Here is a 19578-nt window from a genome sequence, read left to right as displayed (position 1 = left end):
GCGGTCTAAAGAGACAGGAAGAGACAAAAACCGACAGAAACCGCAAGGAGAAAGAGTATGAATCCCCGAGGGACTCGTTTACTACCCCCAGCCACGGAGCTCCAGCTCGAAGAATTCCTGCGCAAGAGCGGCAGCTCTCTATCGGTCACCGAGGCGCTGGCGGCCGCCGTCAAATTGTGGATCGAGCGCGAGAAGGCGAACGCCCAGCCATTGCGTGGCTACCAATGGAAGATTTTATTTCTACCGGAGGGAACCCGCGTACGCATGCAATATGAGGAAGACTGGCACAGCGCCGAAGTGGTCGGTGATGATTTGATGTATCGCGGGCGACCCGTTTCCCCGCATCAGTTGACGCAGGCCGTGGCCGGCGACGGTCGCAATGCCTGGCGCGATCTGTGGATACGCTTCCCGGGAGAAAAGAACTGGGCGAACGCCGCCCAACTGCGCGCCCGCCTGCAAAAACGTGCCGCCATTACGCCGCCAACGCCGGCGGAGGCGATGGCCAATGCCGCCAAAACAATGAGCAACGCGCTGAACGCCGCGCTGGTTTTGATCGAACACGTAGATTTGCAATCACGAAATACGCTGGAGCGCCGCTTGCCCAAAAGCCGTCGTGAATATGATGAACTAGAGGATATCCATTAAAAAAGACTTCGGCCGCCCATTCGAATGGGCGGCCGAAGCCGTACTACAACGATGCCTGGGAGGTGGTTATCCCTCCAACTCATCGCCTCTTGCGCCGCAGGTGGTCCGCCACCTGGTATTCACGACTGTCGGACCAGCTCGCCAGCGTGACGGGCACGCCGGCCGGCGGCCGCGCCTCCGCCTGGCGCCGGCGCGCGATCCGCACCATCAAGGTCGCGGTCAGCGCGGCCGCGCCGGCCAGCATGATCAGGGCCGACATCACAGCGGACCAGCGTCGAGGTTGTCGTAGCGGGTGCCGTAGTAGCTGTGGATCTGGCTGGCCCACGTCTGGTTCGCCATGTTGGGCCAGTGATCGGTGTCGAAGCCGGGCGCGTTCTCGATGCGCTCCTTGTCGATGTTCAAGGTGAAGCGTTTGTTGACCGTGTCCAGGGTCAGCGCTTCCCACGGCACGGCGAACAGTTTCTCGCCGATGGTCAGGATGCCGCCCGACGACATGACCGCGTAGGCGATTTTGCCGGTGCGCATGTCGAGCATGATTTCCTTGATCTCGCCCAGGTGTTCGTTCTTCAGATTGTGAACGTGGTCGCCGATCAGCGTGTCCGCCCCCATCAGTTCAGGGCCGGGACCCTTGTTGCCGTTGTCGACATACATACCGTAAGCATCGCGTTCCGTGTAGCTCATGATGTTCTCCTCTAAGAATGAGTTGCTATTCTGACTTGGTTGTTTATGACCGTCTGTACGCTGAAACACAGTCGCATCGGATTGCCAAACCGTCCATTTTTGCAAGTTAGGCAAGCGGAGTTTTCCGGCCCGTAGCGGATTTTTCCGGGGCCGATGCTGAAGAAATAACCGTTTTAGGGTATAATTTCAATTTCCCGCACGTGCCGTTCGGCACTATCTGCAATGACCAAATTTGTCTTCGTCACCGGTGGCGTCGTGTCTTCCCTTGGTAAAGGGATTGCCGCCGCCTCCCTCGCCGCGATCCTCGAATCGCGCGGCCTCAAAGTCACCATGCTCAAGCTCGACCCGTACATCAACGTCGATCCGGGCACGATGAGCCCCATGCAGCACGGTGAAGTGTTCGTCACCGACGACGGCGCCGAGACCGATCTCGACCTCGGCCACTACGAGCGCTTCATCTCGACCCGCATGAAAAAGGTGAACAACTTCACCACCGGCCAGATCTACGAATCGGTGATCCGCAAGGAACGCCGCGGCGAATACCTGGGCAAGACCGTGCAGGTCATCCCCCACATCACCAACGAGATCCAGGATTACATCCGTCGCGGCGCCGAAGGCTACGATGTTGCCCTGTGCGAAATCGGCGGCACCGTCGGCGACATCGAATCGCTGCCGTTCCTCGAGGCGGCACGCCAGCTGAGCCTGCGCGCCGGCCGCAAGAACACCGCCTTCGTCCACCTGACCCTGGTGCCGTACATCGCCTCGGCGGGCGAACTGAAAACCAAGCCGACCCAGCACTCGGTGCAGAAGCTGCGCGAGATCGGCATCTCGCCGAATGCGCTGCTGTGCCGCGCCGACCGCCCGATCCCGGACGACGAACGCGCCAAGATCTCCTTGTTCTCCAACATCGAAGAGCAGGCCGTCATCTCCGTGTGGGACGTCGACACCATCTACAAAGTGCCGCAGATGCTGCACGACCAGGGCCTCGACGCCATCATCTGCGAGGCGCTCGACATCAACCCGGCGCCGGCCGACCTGTCCGTCTGGAGCCGCCTGATCTACACGCTCGAGCATCCGAAGAGCGAAGTGTCGATCGGCATGGTCGGCAAATACGTCGAGCTGACCGAGTCGTACAAGTCGCTGACCGAAGCGCTGCGCCACGCCGGCATCCACAACGAATCGAAGGTCAACATCGAGTACATCGACTCCGAAGAGATCGAGACGACCGGCTGCGCCGCGCTGGCGAAATACGACGCCATCCTGGTGCCGGGCGGCTTCGGCAAGCGCGGCGTCGAGGGCAAGATCATGGCGGCGCAGTTCGCCCGCGAAAACAAGATCCCCTACCTGGGCATCTGCCTCGGCATGCAGGTCGCGCTGATCGAATACGCGCGCCACATGGCCGGCCTGACCAGCGCCAACTCGACCGAGTTCGACCTGGAAACCTCGCAACCGGTGGTCGCCCTGATCGACCAGTGGCAGGGCCAGGACGGCAAGGTCGAAAAGCGCGACGAGAACTCCGACCTGGGCGGCACCATGCGCCTGGGCGCGCAAACCTGCGCGATCAAGCCGGGCACCCTGGCCGCCGAGATCTACGGCCCGGTCGTGACCGAGCGCCACCGCCACCGTTACGAGGCCAACAACCACTACCTGCCGCGCGTCGAAGCGGCCGGCCTGGTGGTGGCGGCCCGCACGCCGACCGAGGACCTGTGCGAGATCATGGAACTGCCGCGCAGCGGCGACAATTCGCACCCGTGGTACATGGGCGTGCAATACCATCCTGAATTCAAATCCACCCCGCGTGACGGCCATCCGCTGTTCACGTCCTACATCAAGGCGGCACTGGCCCACAAGGCAGCCGGCGGCAACCGCCCGCACGCCGTCGCTGAGAGCACTGCGTTGCAAGGAGATGCGGCATGAAACTCTGTGGCTTCGAAGCCGGCCTCGATCAGCCGTTCTTCCTGATCGCCGGCACCTGCGTGATCGAATCGCGCCAGATGGCGTTCGACACCGCCGGCGCGCTCAAGGAAATGACGGCCGCGCTGGGCATCCCGTTCATCTACAAGTCCTCGTTCGACAAGGCCAACCGCTCGTCGGGCACCTCGTATCGCGGTCCCGGCCGCGACAAGGGCCTCGAGATCCTCGGCGACGTCAAGCGCGAACTGGGCGTGCCGGTCCTGACCGACGTCCACTCGATCGACGAGATCGCCGAAGTGTCGGCCGTCGTCGACGTGCTGCAAACGCCGGCCTTCCTGTGCCGCCAGACCGATTTCATCACGGCCTGCGCGCAGTCCGGCCTGCCGGTCAACATCAAGAAGGGCCAGTTCCTGGCCCCGCACGACATGAAAAACGTCATCGACAAAGCACGCGCGGCCGCCAAGGCCAAGGGCTTGCCGGACGACGTCTTCATGGCGTGCGAGCGCGGCGCCTCGTTCGGCTACAACAACCTGGTGTCCGACATGCGCTCGCTTGCCATCATGCGCGAATCGAACTGCCCGGTCGTGTTCGACGCCACCCACTCGGTGCAATTGCCGGGTGGTAACGGCACCTCGTCGGGCGGCATGCGCGAGATGGTCCCGGTGCTGTCGCGCGCGGCCGTCGCCGTCGGCGTGGCCGGCCTGTTCATGGAAACCCACCCGAACCCGGCCGAGGCGCTATCGGACGGCCCCAACGCCGTGCCGCTGGGCCGCATGAAGGAATTGTTGTCGACCCTGATCGAGCTGGACCGCATCACCAAAAAAGCTGGTTTCCTGGAAAGCAGCTTCAACTAAAGCAATCGCAGGCAAAATGCCCGGCGCGCGTTGGCAAACACCTCTGCGCCGGGTTATATTCCCGTTATCCTTAAATTGTCCATCATGCAACACACGATGGACAAACACGTTTTCGTCTAACTTTGGAGAATGACATGAGTGCTATTGTTGATATTATCGGCCGTGAAATTATCGATTCGCGCGGCAATCCGACCGTCGAATGCGACGTCCTGCTCGAGTCCGGCGTCATGGGCCGCGCCGCCGTGCCATCGGGCGCCTCGACCGGTTCGCGCGAAGCGATCGAACTGCGCGACGGCGACCCGAAGCGTTACTTCGGCAAGGGCGTGCTGCAAGCCTGCGAAAATATCAACACCGAAATCTCGGAAGCGATCATGGGCCTCGACGCCAATGAACAAGCCTTCCTGGACCGCACCCTGATCGATCTGGACGGCACCGAAAACAAAGGCCGCCTGGGCGCCAACGCCATGCTGGCCGTGTCGATGGCCGTGGCCAAGGCGGCCGCCGAGGAAGCCGGCCTGCCGCTGTATCGCTACTTCGGCGGTTCGGGCGCGATGCAACTGCCGGTGCCGATGATGAACGTCATCAACGGCGGCGCTCACGCCGACAACAACCTGGACATCCAGGAATTCATGATCATCCCGGTCGGCGCGCCGTCGTTCAAGGAAGCCGTGCGCTACGGCGCCGAGGTGTTCCACACCCTGAAAAAAATCCTGCACAAGAAGGGCCTGAGCACGGCCGTCGGCGACGAGGGCGGCTTCGCCCCGTCGTTGGCCAACCATGAGGAAGCCATCAAGCTGATCATCCAGGCCATCGAGGAAGCCGGCTACGAGCCGGGCGCCCAGATCGCCATCGGCCTGGACTGCGCCGCCTCCGAGTTCTACAAGAACGGCAAGTACGAACTGGAAGGCGAGGGCCTGTCGCTGACGGCCACCGAGTTCACCAACCTGCTGGCGACCTGGTGCGACAAATACCCGATCATCTCGATCGAGGACGCGATGCACGAGGGCGACTGGGACGGCTGGGCCATCCTGACCAAGGAACTGGGCAAGAAAATCCAGCTGGTGGGCGACGACCTGTACGTCACCAACACCAAGATCCTCAAGGAAGGCATCTCGAAGGGCATCGCCAACTCGATCCTGATCAAGATCAACCAGATCGGCACCCTGACCGAAACCTTCGCCGCCATCGAAATGGCCAAGCGCGCCGGCTACACGGCCGTCATCTCGCACCGTTCGGGCGAGACCGAGGACTCGACCATCGCCGACATCGCCGTCGGCCTGAACGCGCTGCAGATCAAGACCGGCTCGATGTCGCGCTCGGACCGCATGGCGAAATACAACCAGCTGCTGCGCATCGAGGAAGACCTGGGCGACATCGCCTCCTACCCTGGCCGCGACGCGTTCTACAACCTGAAGTAATGCGGTAAGCGGCCGCCGGCTTCCGGCGGCCGCGATCGAACCGAATCGACCATGCGCCTGATCACCCTCGCCCTGGCAGTGTTGCTGCTGCTGATACAGTACCCGCTCTGGCTGGGGAAGGGGGGCTGGCTGCGCGTGGCCGACCTTGAAGCCCAGGTCGACACGGCGCACAAAAAGAACGCCGAACTGCTGGCCCGCAACGCCAAGCTCGACTCCGAAGTGCGCGACCTCAAGGACGGCACCGGCGCGGTCGAAGAGCGCGCCCGCTACGAGCTCAGCATGATCAAACAAAACGAAATTTTCATCCAGATCGTCGGCAAAGGCCAAGCCGCGCCGCCGGTACCGCTGGCGGCGCCCCCCGCGTCCGAAGCGTCCCCGGCCGACCAGTAACCCCCGTCCGCCGATCGAACCCGGCCATGACCATTGAACCCGGAAAAATTCTAAAACACGTAGGGCGGATTAGCGCAGCGTAATCGGCCAAGCTCCGTCGACGTCCATGCCAACACCCGTGACATTTCGCTAGATTTCCACTCGGAAATAAATTGTATGATACCGACAAGCCCCCAGCGAAGTGACGATACCGCCATGACCCAAGCCCCCACCCAAGCCAGCGCCGCGCCAGCGACCCGCCGCCATACTGGCCGCCTTGCCGTCGCCTGCGCCTGGGCGGCCATCGTGCTGGCCACCGCGCCCGCGCCATCCACCGCCAGCTGCATCCCCGTACGCGTCGGCTACATGGACCAGCACCGTCCCCCATACTGGCTGGGCGAAGGCACCGACGTCCCCGACCCGGCCGGCGCCGCCGTCGACCTGATGCACGACGCCGTGCTCGCCGCCGGTTTCGGCTGCCCGCCGGTCTGGGTGCGCCTGCCGATCGCCCGCCTGCGCGTCGCGCTGGTCAACGGCGACATCGACATGTCGCCGATGGGAGAGCTACCGGTTTATCCGCCGGAGATAGCGCTACCACGCGACAAGGCCGGCAACATCGACCTCGACCGCGCCATGCACAACGCCCTGATCGTGCTGGTGCGCGCCGGCGACAAACTGCCGGCCTCCACCCAGCCGATGCGGCACTTCAAGGGCAAGCTGCTCGGCGTGGCGCAAGGCCAAAGCTACGCCGCCCGCCTGCGCGAGGCCGGCCTGACGATCGACGACGGCGCGCGCGACCTCGAGCGCAACCTCGAAAAACTGCGGCTCGGGCGCATCGACGGCGTGGTCGTTGCCGCCGTCTCGCCGGAGCACCTGAAGGCCACGCTGGCGCGCTACAAGGGCGCCGTCGTGCAACTGCCGCAGCCGCTGGTCAACACGCGCGTCTGGCTCGCCTTCAACGACACCTTCTACCGCGCCCACCCGGCGCAGGTCGAGGCGCTGTGGACCTGGCTCGACGTCAACCGCCACCGGCTCGGCTACGTCATGCAGAAATACCGCAAGCAGCAGTAGTAGTGCGCGATGCGGGTCCCCGATTTGGTAGAATCCGGGTCCCTTACCGCGACCATCGGAATCGATTCCCCATGCTCCACCATATCTCCTTCGGCGTGCGCGACCTGCGGCTCGCCGGCCTGTTCTACGACGCCGCGCTCGGCGCCCTCGGCTACCGCCGAGTGTTCGAGGACGACACCGCCATCGGCTACGGCGTCGAGGACGACAAGGACCTGCTGTGCCTGAAGCTGCGGCCCGACGCCGCCGCGCCCGGCGCCGGCTTCCACATGGCCTTCAGCGCGCCGTCGCGCGCCGCCGTCGACGCCTTCCACGCCGCCGCGTTGGCGGTCGGCGGCAGCGACAACGGCGCCCCCGGCCTGCGCGAGGACTACGGCGACCACTACTACGCCGCCTTCCTCGTCGATCCCGACGGCCACCGCATCGAAGCGGTCATCAACGATCCCCGGGCCTGATTTGTTGAAGACGCTGTTAATGACCACCGCGCTGGCGCTGGCCGGCATCGCCGCCGCCAAACCCCCGGCAACCGCAACACCGGCGAACCCGGCCGCGGGCGGCCACGACCTGCTGCGCGCGCAGGTGCTGCTTGACCGCGCCCATTTCTCGTCCGGCGAGATCGACGGCAACAAGGGCAGCAACCTGCGCAAGGCCGTCATCGGCTTCCAGAAACTGCACCAGCTGCCGCTCACCGGCGTGCTCGACGCGGCCACCTGGGCCGTGCTGTCGACCGACACCGCGCCCGTGCTCGACGTCTACACCGTCACCGGCGAGGACGTGGCCGGCCCATACCGGCCGGTGCCGTCGACGATGGCCGACAAGGCCAAGCTGCCGGCGCTGGGCTACGCCAGCGTGGCCGAGGCGCTGGGTGAAAAATTCCACAGCAGCCCCGAACTGCTGCGCCGCCTCAATCCCGGCAAGTCGTTTTCCCGCGCCGGCGAGCAACTGCTGGTGCCCAACGTGGCCTCGGCCAAGCCGCTGCCCAAGGCCACCTCGATCCTGGTCGACGCCAGCGACGGCACCCTGACCCTGCTCGACGCCGGCGGCATGCCGATCGCGCAATTCCCGGCCAGCACCGGCAGCGCCCACGACCCGTTGCCGGAAGGGCGCTGGGAGGTGCGCGGCGTCGCCGTCAACCCCGACTACCGCTACAACCCCAAGCTGTTCTGGGACGCCAGGGCCGGCGACACCGCCGCCCGCGTCCCGGCCGGCCCCAACAACCCGGTCGGCGCCGTCTGGATTCAACTGAGCAAGCCGCACTACGGCATCCACGGTACGCCGGAGCCGGGCAAGATCGGCAAGACCCAATCGCACGGCTGCATCCGCCTGACGAACTGGGACGCGCGCACGGTGGCGCGGGCCATCTCGCGCGGCGCGGTGGTGTTGTTGCAAGGTTAGTGACATTTCAATAGATTCTGCGCGGAAATAATCCGTAGAATGGGCTGGTCGATTCTCCATGAGAACAATCTTCCATGACCAAAAACTTTGCCGCATCGCTGACATTGCCACTATCGCTGGCCCTGCTGGGCGCCAGCGGCGCCGTCCACGCCGACATCTACAAATGGGTGGACGCCAACGGCGTCACCAACTACACCGACAATCCCGACCTGGCCGGCGGCGCGCGCGTGCAGATGCTCAAAACGTCGGCGCCGCCGGCGGCCAATCCGGCCGGCACCTGGCAACAACGCGAGGCCGAATTCCAGCGCCGCCAGCAGCACAAGCTGATGGCGCCGGCCTACCGCCCGCGCGACGAGGCGGGCGGCGGGGCGGCGACGGTGGTCCATCGCGGCGGCGAGCCGGAAACCGACGCCACCCGCTGCGCGCTGGCGCGCGCCGTCGTCGAGGGCACCGTGCGCCACGTCAACGACCTGCCGATCGACCGGCACGACCGCGACGTCGCCAACAACGATATCCGCGCCTATTGTCGCTAAGTTAATTTAAAATGGCCGCAGGAGGTGCGTGTGGCCATATCCCTGGATCATCTGATGGTGCCGTCGCGCGACAAGCTCGCGGCGGCCAAACTGCTGGCCGAGCTGCTCGGCGTGCCGTGGTCGGCCACCGGCATCGGCCCGTTCGCGCCGGTCTACGTCAACGACGGCCTGACCATCGACTTCGATGAATGGGCCGAGCCCCTTCCTTTGATACACTATTGCTTCCGCGTCGACCAGGCCGAATTCGACGCCATCCTCGCGCGCATCCGGTCGGCCGGCATCGCCCACCGCAGCGCCGTGCATGGCCCGACCGACTTCGCCGTCGACACGCAACACGGCGGCAGCATCGTCTATTGGAACGAGCCCGACGGGCACCAATGGGAAATGCTCACCGTCAGCTACGCACGGCCAGCACCAGACAAGGACACCGGATGAGCGACACCGCGCTGCACGAAACCTTCGCCGACACCATGCTCAGCCCTCGGCTGCAATGGGATTGCGAACCCGCCCACTGGCAGGTCGACTACGGCGCCAACCGCCTGCGCATCCACACCGACGCCGCCACCGACTTCTGGCAGCGCACGCACTACGGCTTCCAGGTCGATAACGGCCACTTCCTGCACCTGAAGGCCGAGGGCGACTTCGTGCTCACGACCAAGGTCACCTCGCGCCCGGCGCACCAGTACGACCAGGCCGGGCTGATGGTGCGGCTGTCGCCCGGCTGCTGGCTCAAGACCTCGGTCGAGTTCGAGCCGGACGGCGACAACCGCCTCGGCGTCGTCGTCACCAACGGCCATTATTCGGACTGGTCGACCCAGCCGCTGGCCAAGGACATCGACACCGTCTGGCTCCGCGTGCGCGCCGAGGACAACGACTGCATCGTCGAATCGTCGCTCGACGGCGAGCAATGGACGCAAATCCGCATGGCCCACCTGCACGAGCGCGCCGGCGCCGAGGCGGTCGCCTGCGGCCTGTACGCCTGCAGCCCCAAGGAAGCCGGCTTCGAGGCCGAGTTCTCCTTCCTCAGCTTCATTCCGGGACGCATTTGATGAAGACTATCGGACTAATCGGCGGCATGAGCTGGGAATCGACGGTGCCGTACTACCGGCAGGTGAATCAAACGGTCAAGCAGCACCTGGGCGGGCTGCACTCGGCCAAGGTGGTGCTCGTCAGCGTCGACTTCCACGACGTGGAAAAATTGCAGCGCGCCGGCGACTGGGACGCGGCCGGCGCATTGCTGGCCGGCGCCGCCCGTTCGCTGCAAGCGGCCGGTGCCGACTTCATCGTGCTGTGCACCAACACCATGCACAAAGTCGCGCCGGCCATCGAAGCGGCGGTCGGCATTCCGCTGTTCCACATCGCCGACCCCACGGCGGCCGCCATCAAGGCCGCAGGCCACACCAGGATCGGCCTGCTCGGCACGCGCTTCACGATGGAGCAGGCCTTCTACAAGGACCGGCTGCGCGAGCTGCACGGCCTGGACGTGATCGTCCCCGAGCCGGCCGAGCGCGATATCGTCCACAGGGTCATCTACGAAGAACTCTGCCTCGGCAACGTCGTCGACGCCTCGCGCGACGACTACCGCCGCGTCATCGCCGCGCTGGTGGAGCGGGGCGCGCAAGCCATCATCCTCGGCTGTACCGAGATCTCGCTGCTGATCGCCCAGTCCGACGCGGCGGTGCCGCTGTTCGACACCACCGCCATCCACGCCCGCAAGGCCGCCGAATGTGCGCTCGGCCTTCCACCCGATACCCCGGAGAGAAAATGAAACTGATCGGCATGCTCGACTCACCTTATGTCCGCCGCGTCGCCGTGTCGCTGCAACTGCTCGGCGTGCCGTTCGAACACCAGTCGCTGTCGGTGTTCCGCACCTTCGACCAATTCCGCCAGATCAATCCGGTGGTCAAGGCGCCGACCCTGGTGACCGGCGACGGCACCGTGCTGATGGACTCCACCCTGATCCTGCAATACGCCGAAACGCTGGCCGCGCCGGAGCGGCGCCTGACGCCGTCCGAGCCGGCCGCGCTGCTGCGCTCGCTGCGCGTGCTCGGGCTGGCGCTGGCCGCCTGCGACAAGGGCGTGCAGATCGTCTACGAACGCAACGTCCGTCCGGCCGAAAAGCTGCACCAGCCGTGGGTTGAAAGGGTCACCCTGCAAATGCTGTCGGCCTTCGACGCGCTCGAAGCCGAGCAGCGGGAAAACCCGCTGATCCTCGGCGGCGCCGGCACGGAACACGGCGCGGTCATGACCGCCGTCACCTGGCACTTCATGCGGCAAATGCTGCCCGAGTTGGTGGCCGCCGAGAACTATCCTTCGCTGGATGAACTGTCGCGCCGCGCCGAAGCGCTGCCGCAGTTCGCCGCCGCGCCGCACGGCGACAGCACCTATTCCCCCCACTGACTTTTCCGGACATCGCATGCCCTTATCCCCGTATCTCGACACCAGCCCCGTCCTCGGCGACGACACCTATCTGCACGCCACGGCGCAAGTGATCGGCGACGTCCGTATCGGCCGCGACAGCTCGATCTGGTGCAACACCGTGCTGCGTGGCGACGTCAACCGCATCGTCATCGGCGACTGCAGCAACGTGCAGGACTTCGCCATGGGCCACGTCGCCCACAAGCACCCGGGCAAGCCGGACGGCTCGCCGCTGATCATTGGCGACTACGTCACCATCGGCCACTCGGTGCTGCTGCACGGCTGCACCATCGGCAACGAATGCCTGATTGGCATGGGCACCATCGTCATGGACGACGTCGTGGTGCAAGACCGCGTCATGATCGGCGCCGGCAGCCTGGTCTCGCCGGGCAAGGTGCTGGAAAGCGGCCACTTGTACGTCGGCCGTCCGGTCAAGAAGGTCAGGGAGCTAAGCCCCGAGGAAATCGCCTACCTGAAGTACTCGGCCGAGCACTACGTCCGCGTAAAAAACAACCACATCAGCAGCGAGAGCAAAGCAACGCAGAGTCAGGCCAGCAGCGCCGAATAAAAATCTGAACCACGTAGGGCGGATTAGCGCAAAGCGCGTAATCCGCCAAGCTCCGCCAACACAGCTAAAAAATTTCCACCCGTTCTTAGGCATAATCGCTTTGACAATAACCAATCTTTACACGTCCACCACTTGTAAATGAGAATCATTATTGTTAGTATGCGTTTTTGCCAGCAATCGCCGTCATTCCGAGAGCCAGCCGTCCACAACTCTCTCTTGGAACTCTATGGCTGCCACCACCACGGGCGCCCGGCATCTGGCCGCGCCCAAGCACCCCCACACCCCGCGCCCCTGCCTGATGGGCGTCGCGGTGCACTCCGCGCTGATCACCCTCATGGCCACGGCCATGCTCCCGGCCCACGCCGAGCAAGCCCAAGCCCAAGCGGCGGCCGCCGCCAGCGCCCCGGCCCTAGGCGAAATCGTCGTCCAGGCCAAGCGCGACGAAGCCGCCTCCACCCGCAACGGCACCACCACCGTCATCAAAGCCGAGCAACTGGAACAAAACAACGCCATCGACATGGCCAAGATCGCCCGCTACTCGCCGCTGATCAGCGTGCCGGCGGCCGCCAGCGGCGGCGCCAACGTCTGGGACAGCGCCGGCAACACCGGCATCAATATCCGTGGCGTCGAAGGCAACCGCGTCAGCCTCGAAGTCGACGGCATCTCGCTGCCGGACGCCGCGCCGCGTCCGGAAAGCACGTCGATGAACTCGTTCGGCATCGGCCGCGATTACACCGACCCTGAAACCTTCCACTACGTCGGCATCGGCTCCGGCGCCAGCCCGGCCGGCGGCGGCACGCCAGGCCTGGGCGGCGCGGTCTCGTTCGTCACCAAATCGCCGGAAATGTACCTGGACGGCACCCGCAAACTCTACGCCGACTACAAGTTCGGCTATGCGTCCGAACAGGCCTCGCGCATGCACGCCGTCACCGCCGCCACCGCGCTCGGCGACAACCTGCAAGCGCTGATCGTCGCCGTCCACCGCGACGGCGCGGAAATCAAAACCGAAGGCGACGCCGTCCCCAACCCGGACGACTGGTCCTCGGACGCCGTGCTGGCCAAGCTCAACTGGAAGTTGGCGCGCGACCAGGAACTGCGCTTCACCATCGACCACTACAAGGCCGAGCACGACCGCATCTACAACAACAAGGTCGGCGCCCTGTATCCGGCCGGCGCGACGCAGAACTCCAACACCGAGCGTACCCGCTACAGCGTCGAGCACCGCTACACGCCGGCCGCCAACCCGCTGTTCGACAAGCTCGAAACCAAGCTCTACAAACAAACCGCCTCGGTCGAGGACGACACCAATGCCGACTACGTGACCGGCGGCCAGCCCTACATCCGCAACATCACGACCGGCTACTTCAACGACAGCAAGGGCATCGCATTCGACGCCGTCAAGCAACTGAACCCGTCGCTCATGCTCGGCTACGGCGTGCTCTACGAGGAACTGGAAAGCCGCCGTCCATGGATCGAGGACCGCACGGTGGTGCGCACCGGCGCCCACCAGATCACGATGAAAAACCGCATGGCCGACATGGACACCGACAAGCTGGCCGCCTATGTGCGCGGCGAGTTCGGATTCAACCTGGCCGGCCACCAGGCCACGTTGACGCCGGGCCTGCGCGCCGAGCGCCGCAAGCTGACGCCGCAAAACCTGCAAAACTACGTCATCGCCGTGCCGAGCGCGGCCAGGGAAATCCGCCAGGACAAGGACACCTTCCTCACGCCGAGCCTGAACTTCTCGGTCGAGCTGACCCCGCAGCTGAGCACCTATGCCCAATACACGCGCGGCACCCGCCTGCCGAGCGCTGCCGAGCGCACCGGCACCTACGACTCGTTCAGCTACACCGGCGCCGGCAACGGCTACGCCGTGCTGGGCAACCCCGACCTCAAAAAGGAAACCAGCAACGCCTTCGAGGTGGGCCTGAAGGGCGCGCCGACACAAGGTGTAGAGCTCAGCTTCTCGCTGTTCCACACCAGTTACGACAATTTCATCGAATACGCCGCGCAGGCGCCCGACCCGGTCAACTACCCGACCATCACGCAAGGCCTGTTCCGTCCGGAAAACGTCGGCAAGGCCAAAATCCGAGGCGGCGAAGTGAGCAGCCGCTTCGCACTGGGCCAATGGTGGCAGCCGATGCGGGGCTACAGCCTGGCGCTGGCCGGCGGCATCTCGCGCGGCACGGCCGAAAACAAGGACAGCGGCAAAAAGGCCGAACTGGCCTCGGTGCAACCGTACAAAGCCAACGCCACGTTCGCCTATGACGACCCGGCCAAGCGCGGCGGCGGCGCCTTCATCGTCAGCACGGCGCGCGGCAAGCGCGCCACTGCCGACGTATTCACCAGCGCCACGACCGGCATGTTCGCCGTGCCCGGCTACACGGTCATGGACCTGACCGCGTACTGGCACATCAACAAGCACGCCACCGTCAGCGGCGGCCTGTACAACCTGGCCGACCGCAAGTACTGGGACTACGCCTCCTCGCGCAGCCTGGTCGCGGGCACCACGGCGGCCACCTTGGCCGACATCGAACGCCAGGCGCGTCCCGGCCGCAACTTCGCCGTCAACCTCAAAGTCATCTACTAAACAACCCACGGAGCCACCATGAAACCTCACCACCGATTCACTCTGGCGCTGACCGCCGCCTTGCTGTTCACCACCTTGCCGGGCGGCGCCGCCAGCCTGGCCGAACGCTGGGAAACCCTGCGCGCCGAGCAGCCCAAGCTGGCCGCGCGCGACGCCGCCAAAACGCTCAGCGTCTCGGAAGCGGACCTGCTGGCGACCGGCATCGGCAAGACCGTCGTCCGCCTCAAGGAAGGCGACACCGTGCCGCGTGAAATCATGCGCCGCGCGCTCGACCTGGGCAAGGTGCTGGCGCTGACGCGCAACGAAAACGGCGTGCTCGAGCGCACCGGCGTCGCCAGCAAGCTTAAGTCGCAGGACGACATCGTCGGCCTCGAAGAAGACAAACAGAAAGAGCGCGAAGCGCGCCTGCGCAACATCGCCGGCGGCTACCTGGGCGGCGAAATCGACCTGCGCTTCACCTTCGACAAATGGAAATACGCGTTCGCGGTGACGCAGCCGGGCAAGGACGGCGTGGTCTCGCGCAGCCTGCAATTCTTCGACGCCAGCGGCAACGCCGTGCACAAGCTGTACCTCAAGAACGACGCCGGCGTGCAGGTGTTCGACAAGCTGGTGGCCGACTTCCGCGCGCCGTCGCAAAGCGCCGACCTGAAGGTAGCCCCGCAAACCGTGAAGGCCAAGGAAAAGCCGGACAGCGAGATCGACGTCAAGGAATTCCAGCTGGCATGGAATGAAATCAACGACGTCCACCAGTTCAACCGCCTGCTGACGGAGTTCGGCGTCTCGCGCCAGCAAGCGATGCGCCTCGCCCCGGCCGGCGCTGCCAAGCGCATCACGCCGCAAGCGGTGCGCCAGTTGCTGGAGGAGACGGCCAAGCAAAAGATCGACATCATGGTCTTTTTGGGCAACGGCTCGACGATCCAAATCTTCAGTGGCAAGGTAGGCAAGGTCGCCGCCTCGCCGGGCTGGTTCAACGTGCTCGACCCGGAATTCAATTTGCACCTGCGTGACGGCGCCTTCGCCAGCGGCTGGGTGGTCAAGCGCGCCGGCATCACTTCGGTCGAGTTCTACGACAACAACAGCGACCAGGTGGTCAGCTTCTTCGGCGTGCGCGAACCGAAGAAACCGCAACCCGAAAGCTGGATCAACATGACCGCAGCCTTGCCGAAAGCCGACGACGCCCCGCGCCAAGCCAGCCGCTGATGCAACTCCGGGGACGGGTTTTAATGCCGCTAAGTTAAGCGTTCATCTAAATCACGTAGGGCGGATTAGCGCAGCGTAATCGGCCATGCTCCGTCGGCGGCTCATGGCCGATTACGGCGTTCCGCCTCTCAAGGCCTACCGGCAGGTAGGCCGCCTCCTTCGGTGGGCCCCCGGGGCGGATTGGCGGGCCTCGCCCGCTAATCCGCCCTACGAACATCACTTAACTTAGCGGCATGAGGACCTGACCCCGGAGTTGCTTTTAAGTGCCGACGGCGGCGCGGCCCAAGGCCGGATCGTCGGTGAAGAAGCCATCCAACCCAACGGCGATATAACGCTTCATCTCGGCGATCGATCCGGCCTCGTTGCGGGCCTGCAGGCTGCCGCCGTCGCGGAAATCGGCCGCCAGGAACTGGTTTTCAGGCCGGAACGTCCACGGCTCCACGCGCAGGCCGGCCTTGTGCGCGTCGTCCACCAGCGACGTCGGCTCGGCCAGACTGCCGTCCTTCTTCAGCGGAATGATCGAGCGCGTCGGCGGCGCCACCACGTCGGCGTACTGCGCGATGTCGCGCAGGCCGGCCGGCGTGCACATCTGCGCGAAGGTCAGCTTGCCGCCGGCCGCCGCCACGTCCATCGGCCGCACATCCTGCGCGATGACGAGCTGCATGATGCGCAGGTTGGCGCGCCGTCCCAGCTTGCCGCGCAGGTATTTGAGATTGGCCACCTCGAACGACTGGATCTCGACCGGATTGCGGCGCGTGTAGTCGTGCGCGTCCAGAATCGACAGGAAGCGGTCCTCCAGCGGCAGGCCGACGCTGGCGAAATAGGTCGAGTGCTTCAACTCCGGCACGATGCCGATGATGCGCCCGCGCGCCGCCGCCTCGGCCGCGACGAAGTCGATGATCTCCTCGAACGTCGCCACCTGGAACATGCCGTTGTATTGCGCGCTGCCCGGACGATAAGCGGGAATGCGTTCGACCGCGCGCAAGGTCTTCAGTTCCGCCAAGGTGAAGTCGTCGACGAACCAGCCGTCATGCGGCTCGCCGTCGATGGTCTTGCGCGTCTTGCGGCTGGCGAACTCCGGATGGCTGGCGACGTCGGTGGTCTCGCTGAGATACGCCTCATGCCGCGCCACCAGCACACCGTCCCTGGTGCTGCACAGATCGGGCTCGATATAGTCGGCGCCGTCGGCGATGGCCTTGGCGTACGACGCCAGCGTGTGTTCCGGCCGCAGCGCGCTGGCGCCACGGTGGGCGAACACCAGCGGCTTCTTGCCGCCGCCGATGCCGCCGGCGCCGACCGGCGCGACACCCGGTAGGCCGGACTGGTCAGCCAGGCCGCCGGTCGCCGCCAGCACCGACGATGCCGGCAACAGCAGCGAGGCGCCGGCGGTCAACGCCGCCGTTTGGATAAAGCCCCGGCGCGACAGGCGCGAAGGCAAATAAAGTCTATTCATCAGAAGTCAGCCATCAAAGTCAGGAAGCCCTGACGTGGTGCGATCGGGAATGTATTGTAAGTCCCGCTGGCCGCGCCGACCACCACATTCAAGCTGCCTTCGCGGTCGGCCAGGTTGGTGATGTTGACGCGGTAGCGCGCGTTCTTGATCAAGCCGCCGTTGAGGAAGGGCAGCTTGCCCGACACGCCCAGGCTCATCAGGAAGTAGCTCGGCACCGACAGGTCGTTGGTGTATGTCGCGTAGCGCTTGCCGACGTAGTCGCCGATCAGCTGGAACTCGGTGTCGGCGACGGTCAGGGTGGCGACCGTCTTGTTCATCCACTCCGGGCTGCCCGGCACGGCCTTGCCGGCGGTCGGCACCAACGCCGCGCCGTTGCTGTAGTTGTCCTGGTACTCGGAACGGTTGTACGACAGCGCGTTGTACAGCGAGAACATGCGGCCGAAGTGCAGCGTGCCGGACAGGTCGATGCCGTCGGTCTTGACGCTGCCGACGTTGGCCAGCACCGGGTTGCCGCCGATGATGGACGAGATCACCGGCGTCGGGCTGATCTGCAACAGGCGGTCCTTGAAGTTGACGTGGTAGACGTTGACCTGGCCGTCGATGGCGCTCAGCGCGCCCAGATCGAGCTGGTGGCTGGTGCGCAGGCCGGCCTCATAGGTGATCGAGGTTTCCGGTTTGGCGGTGTCGCGGAACAGGTCGAACGCCTGCTGGCTCGCCAGGCTCCACGGCGAGGCGCCGCCACCGCCATAGGTGACGAACTGGCGCATGTTCTTTTGCACGTTGACGAACAATTGATCCTGCGGCGTGATGTCCCAGCGCGCGCCGATCTGCGGCAGCAGCCATTTCTTGGTGGTGATCTTGCCCACCGGCAGGGCGGTCGAACCGTTGGCGATGGCCCCCACTTTCGGCTGCACCGGGAACTGGCCGTCGGCCCATTGCAGGCTCGACTTGAAGCCGGCCTGCAGCGCCAGGTCGTCGCGCACGCGCCATTCGTCCTGCACCGAGATTTGCGCGACCTTGTTGTCGATCTCGCTGCCGTACTGGGTGATCAGCGGATTGCTCGGACGGTCGTACGGCGAGCTCGGGTTGTTGACGTCGAGCGCGTACCAGCGGCGGTAGGCCGACGAGCGGTTGCTTTCGAGCCAGAGGCTGGCCTGCAGCTTGTGATCGCCCAGTTCGGTGGTCAGGCTCGACAGGTAGCCGCTGCGGTTGATGACGTATTCGGTGGTGCGCGTGGCGTAGCCGGAGTTGCCGAACACTTGCTTCAGGTTCTGGCCCGGGAAGTAGACCGCGAACAAGCCCGGCAGGCCGGCCACGCCGATCGGACCGGCCACCACGCCGACGCCGTCGTCGTTGTGATAGTAGATCTGGTTCGACCAGGTGGTCGACTCGCCCAGGTTCATGTCGAACTTGGCGTAGGTCAGCCAGTCGGTGCGCTGGGCGTCGCTGTAGTAGTTGCGGTAGTTGTTGCCCTCGGCGGCCGGCGTGGCGCCGGTCGGCGACAGGTAGGACACCGCCTGCTGGAAGTTCGGATACAGGAAGGGACGGGTGTACGGCTGGAACTTCTCTGTGGCCGAGCGCACGGTGCTGTCCTCGTTCGGTTCGATCTTGTCCGAGTAGTTGACGAACAAGGTCAGCTTGCCCAGGCTCGACTGGTTGACGAATTTGGCATTGAACTGGTCGCCGCCCTGGCGGCCCTTGAAGTCCCAGGCGCGCTGTTCGTGGTGCACGCCGGAGATGTAGGCGCTGTTGCCCTCGCCGAAGGTGCCGGTGTCGTAGCGCATGAAGGTGCGCGAAGTCTTGTAGCTGCCGACGGTCTGCTGGACCGCGAGGTTGCGCGTCTGCGATGGATCGCTGGAGAAGGTCTCGATGGTGCCGCCCAGGTTGCTGGTCGAGGCGGTCGACAGGTCGCCCGCGCCCGACGACAGGATCACGCTGCCGACGTTTTCGCTGATGACCGCGCGCTGTGGCGACAGGCCGTTGTAGTTGCCGTATTGCTGGTCGCCCAGCGGCACGCCGTCCATCGTGTAGCCCAGCTGCGGGCCGCTGAAGCCGTGGATGAACAGCGAGGTGTTTTGTTCGTTGTTGCCCCACGGGTCGGCGGTCTGGAAGCTCACGCCCGGCAGGGTTTGCAGCGCTTTCAACGGGTTGATGCCCGGCAGGATTTTCTGCATATCGCTCTTGGTCATCGCGACCGACGAGCGGGTCTTGCGGGTGGCGATTTCCACGGTGGCCATCGGCGCGGCGGCTGCGGCGGCGGTGTCCACAGTATCGGCAGCGGCGGCGGGCGCGTCGGCGGCGTTGGCCGGGGCGGCCATTTCGGCGACGGCGGCGGCAACGTTGGCGGCCATGGCCAGCATCGGGAAGCTCAGCGCGGCGAAGCACACTGCGGATAATTTCTTGTTCATGTTCTGCCTTGGAAAACCGATTAAAAGAGTGATAACAGGAATAGCAACGCTGCGCATGATAGTG

The 19578-nt window shown here is 64.9% G+C and carries 20 protein-coding genes; 16 read left to right on the top strand and 4 right to left on the bottom strand.

The genetic code is table 11. The features are described from left to right. Positions 1 to 57: 57 nt before the first annotated feature. Entirely contained in the window at positions 58 to 645 is a 588-nt protein-coding gene (locus AC07P1_RS03430) for a hypothetical protein (protein WP_494694500.1), read from the top strand. Between the two features lie 79 nt (positions 646 to 724). Here AC07P1_RS03430 and AC07P1_RS03425 read toward each other — a convergent pair whose 3' ends face one another. Together AC07P1_RS03425 and AC07P1_RS03420 are read right to left on the bottom strand one after the other, a co-directional pair. After that, complete coding sequence (locus tag AC07P1_RS03425; RefSeq protein ID WP_494694499.1) at positions 725 to 907, bottom strand: hypothetical protein; 183 nt, start codon at positions 905 to 907, stop codon at positions 725 to 727. After that, on the bottom strand, positions 904 to 1326 hold the full coding sequence (locus AC07P1_RS03420; RefSeq protein WP_315221884.1) for a PRC-barrel domain-containing protein: 423 nt from the start codon (positions 1324 to 1326) through the stop codon (positions 904 to 906). The genes AC07P1_RS03425 and AC07P1_RS03420 overlap by 4 nt, the downstream gene beginning before the upstream one ends. Before the next feature lie 222 nt (positions 1327 to 1548). Here AC07P1_RS03420 and pyrG point away from each other — a divergent pair, with 222 nt between their 5' ends. The 15 genes from pyrG (at position 1549) to AC07P1_RS03345 (ending at position 15653) form a co-directional block, all read left to right on the top strand. After that, on the top strand, positions 1549 to 3243 hold the full coding sequence (gene pyrG, locus AC07P1_RS03415; RefSeq protein ID WP_494694498.1) for a CTP synthase: 1695 nt from the start codon (positions 1549 to 1551) through the stop codon (positions 3241 to 3243). Further along, a complete protein-coding gene (kdsA, locus tag AC07P1_RS03410; RefSeq protein ID WP_315221888.1) occupies positions 3240 to 4094 on the top strand; it encodes a 3-deoxy-8-phosphooctulonate synthase in 855 nt (284 codons plus the stop codon). Before pyrG ends, kdsA begins: the two co-directional genes overlap by 4 nt. Positions 4095 to 4228: 134 nt before the next feature. Continuing rightward, positions 4229 to 5512: a phosphopyruvate hydratase gene (eno, locus tag AC07P1_RS03405; protein ID WP_494694497.1), complete on the top strand. Its 1284-nt coding sequence runs from the start codon at positions 4229 to 4231 to the stop codon at positions 5510 to 5512. A 51-nt stretch (positions 5513 to 5563) separates the two neighbouring features. Then, on the top strand, positions 5564 to 5902 hold the full coding sequence (gene ftsB, locus AC07P1_RS03400; RefSeq protein WP_494694496.1) for a cell division protein FtsB: 339 nt from the start codon (positions 5564 to 5566) through the stop codon (positions 5900 to 5902). A 195-nt stretch (positions 5903 to 6097) separates the two neighbouring features. Next, positions 6098 to 6952: a hypothetical protein gene (locus tag AC07P1_RS03395; RefSeq protein ID WP_494694495.1), complete on the top strand. Its 855-nt coding sequence runs from the start codon at positions 6098 to 6100 to the stop codon at positions 6950 to 6952. Between the two features lie 71 nt (positions 6953 to 7023). Continuing rightward, positions 7024 to 7404, top strand: a complete 381-nt coding sequence (locus AC07P1_RS03390) for a VOC family protein (RefSeq protein WP_494694494.1) — start codon at positions 7024 to 7026, stop codon at positions 7402 to 7404. 19 nt (positions 7405 to 7423) lie between these two features. Next, entirely contained in the window at positions 7424 to 8344 is a 921-nt protein-coding gene (locus AC07P1_RS03385) for a L,D-transpeptidase family protein (protein WP_494694493.1), read from the top strand. Between the two features lie 74 nt (positions 8345 to 8418). Beyond that, a complete protein-coding gene (locus tag AC07P1_RS03380) occupies positions 8419 to 8877 on the top strand; it encodes a DUF4124 domain-containing protein (protein ID WP_494694492.1) in 459 nt (152 codons plus the stop codon). 30 nt (positions 8878 to 8907) lie between these two features. After that, positions 8908 to 9312 carry a VOC family protein gene (locus AC07P1_RS03375; protein WP_494694491.1) on the top strand — a complete coding sequence of 135 codons (405 nt, stop codon included), beginning with the start codon at positions 8908 to 8910 and terminating at the stop codon, positions 9310 to 9312. Beyond that, entirely contained in the window at positions 9309 to 9926 is a 618-nt protein-coding gene (locus tag AC07P1_RS03370) for a DUF1349 domain-containing protein (RefSeq protein WP_494694490.1), read from the top strand. Before AC07P1_RS03375 ends, AC07P1_RS03370 begins: the two co-directional genes overlap by 4 nt. Beyond that, entirely contained in the window at positions 9926 to 10645 is a 720-nt protein-coding gene (locus AC07P1_RS03365; RefSeq protein ID WP_494694489.1) for an aspartate/glutamate racemase family protein, read from the top strand. Before AC07P1_RS03370 ends, AC07P1_RS03365 begins: the two co-directional genes overlap by 1 nt. Beyond that, a complete protein-coding gene (locus AC07P1_RS03360) occupies positions 10642 to 11277 on the top strand; it encodes a glutathione S-transferase (protein ID WP_494694488.1) in 636 nt (211 codons plus the stop codon). Before AC07P1_RS03365 ends, AC07P1_RS03360 begins: the two co-directional genes overlap by 4 nt. 16 nt (positions 11278 to 11293) lie before the next feature. Beyond that, positions 11294 to 11863, top strand: coding sequence for a gamma carbonic anhydrase family protein (locus AC07P1_RS03355; protein ID WP_494694487.1), 570 nt, complete (start codon positions 11294 to 11296; stop codon positions 11861 to 11863). A 226-nt stretch (positions 11864 to 12089) separates the two neighbouring features. Beyond that, on the top strand, positions 12090 to 14453 hold the full coding sequence (locus AC07P1_RS03350) for a TonB-dependent receptor domain-containing protein (protein ID WP_494694486.1): 2364 nt from the start codon (positions 12090 to 12092) through the stop codon (positions 14451 to 14453). 18 nt (positions 14454 to 14471) lie between these two features. After that, positions 14472 to 15653, top strand: coding sequence for a hemin-degrading factor (locus AC07P1_RS03345; protein ID WP_494694485.1), 1182 nt, complete (start codon positions 14472 to 14474; stop codon positions 15651 to 15653). 259 nt (positions 15654 to 15912) lie between these two features. On the opposite strand, the gene AC07P1_RS03340 is transcribed toward AC07P1_RS03345, so the two are convergent. Next, complete coding sequence (locus tag AC07P1_RS03340) at positions 15913 to 17106, bottom strand: glycerophosphodiester phosphodiesterase (RefSeq protein ID WP_494694484.1); 1194 nt, start codon at positions 17104 to 17106, stop codon at positions 15913 to 15915. After that, positions 17106 to 19514, bottom strand: a complete 2409-nt coding sequence (locus AC07P1_RS03335; RefSeq protein WP_494694483.1) for a TonB-dependent receptor — start codon at positions 19512 to 19514, stop codon at positions 17106 to 17108. Before AC07P1_RS03335 ends, AC07P1_RS03340 begins: the two co-directional genes overlap by 1 nt. Between the last annotated feature and the right edge of the window lie 64 nt (positions 19515 to 19578).

The organism is Duganella sp. GW821-FHT07F09, from assembly GCF_059418705.1.
This window is presented reverse-complemented; position numbering and strand designations above follow the sequence as displayed.